1 protein-coding gene is annotated in these 1609 nt (G+C 72.0%); it reads left to right on the top strand.

The genetic code is table 11. The annotated features are described in order from the left end of the window. Positions 1-20: 20 nt before the first annotated feature. Positions 21-1609 (top strand): TM0106 family RecB-like putative nuclease (locus ADX84_RS25075; RefSeq protein WP_234004227.1); only part of this gene is annotated, 1589 nt, incomplete at its 3' end.

Genomic DNA, 1609 nt, shown 5'->3' with positions numbered 1-1609 from the left:
AACTGAAAGGAGGTGCCTCCGTGCCTCGCCCCGCCAACTACATCTCCCGCTCCGACCTCGGATGGAGCCGCACCAGCCCTACCTCCTTGGCCGACCCCAAGTCCGGGCTGGTCGTGCACTACGACCGCACCGACCAGGCCACCAAACTCGCCGACGCCGGCCTGGACACCATCGACGCCCTGGCCAGCGCCCCCGACGACGCCCGCCCCACCACCCTGCCGCGGCGCTCCTTCGACCAACTACGCGCCCAGGCCGCCCTCCAGGTCCGCCAGGACACCACCCGCACCCCCGCCAACCCCCAGGGCACCGTCACCGCCGAGGTGTTCTCACCCGAGGGCCTGGCCACCCTGCCCGCACCCAGCCCAGGCGACGTCTTCTTCGACATGGAGGGCTACCCCTACCACTCCCGCCAGGGCGAACGCGGCCTCGAGTACCTGTTCGGCGCCACCACCGAGGACGCCCAGGGGAACGAGACCTTCCACGCCTTCTGGGCCCACGACCGCGCCCAGGAGCAACGCGCCCTGGAGGACTTCGTCGACTTCGCCACCGCCCGCGTGGACGCCGACGAGAACGCGCACGTCTACCACTACGCCTCCTACGAGGTGGACCGCCTCAAGCACCTGAGCGCCGAGTTCGACACCCGCGAGGAGGAGGTCAACCGGCTCCTGCGCGAGAACCGGCTCGTGGACCTGTTCACCGTGGTCCGCAAGAGCCTGCGCGTGTCCCAGCGCTCCTACTCCATCAAGTACCTCGAACCCCTCTACCTCGACTCCGCACGCGACGGCGGAGTGACCACGGCGGCCTCCAGCATCGACGCCTACGCCGCCTACCTGGCCGCCCAGGAGGCCGGCGACACCGACGCCGCCGCGAACGTGCTGGCCGACATCGCCGCCTACAACCGCGACGACTGCCACTCCACCGCCCGTCTACGCGACTGGCTGGAGACCCACCGCACTGAACAGGGCATCACCGACCGGCCCCTCATCCAGTTCGAGCTCACCGAGGAGGAGGCCGAACGCGCCCGCAAACGCGCCGAGAAGGCCGCCCGCCACGCCGCCCTGACCGAACCCCTCCTCGAACACGTGCCCTCGGACCCCGAGGAGCGCACCCCCCAGGACCAGCCCCGCGCCTCCCTGGCCGCCCTGGTCGGCTACTACCAGCGCGAGAACACCCCGCCCTGGCGCGAACACTTCCAACGCCAGAGCGCACCCCTGCAGGACCTGGAGACCGACAGCAACTGCGCCGTCCCCTGGCAGGTGCACGTGGGGGAGTGGGAGGAGCCCACCGGCAGGCGCACCAAGGCCCGCCGCGAGGTGTCCATGCGCCTGGACCGTGCTCACCCCAACCCCTTCACCACCGGTGAGAGCGTCCACCTGCTCCACCCCGGCGCCCCCGGCCAGGCCGCCACCACCCACCCCGCCACCGTCACCCGCGCAGAACCCGACGCCCTGACCCTGGTGGAGACCGCACACCCCGACCAGACCGTCTCCCGCGCACCCGTGGCGGCCCTGCCCGGCTCCCCGGTGGACCCCAAACCCAAGGACGGCGCCCTGGAGAGCGTCGCCCACACCGCCGTCGCGGGCCTGCCCGAATGGCCCCACCACCCCGG

Source organism: Nocardiopsis sp. SBT366 (genome assembly GCF_001083815.1).
Classification (GTDB): domain Bacteria; phylum Actinomycetota; class Actinomycetes; order Streptosporangiales; family Streptosporangiaceae; genus Nocardiopsis; species Nocardiopsis prasina.
Note: the sequence above shows the minus strand (reverse complement) of the source record. Positions and strands in the feature narration are given on the sequence as shown.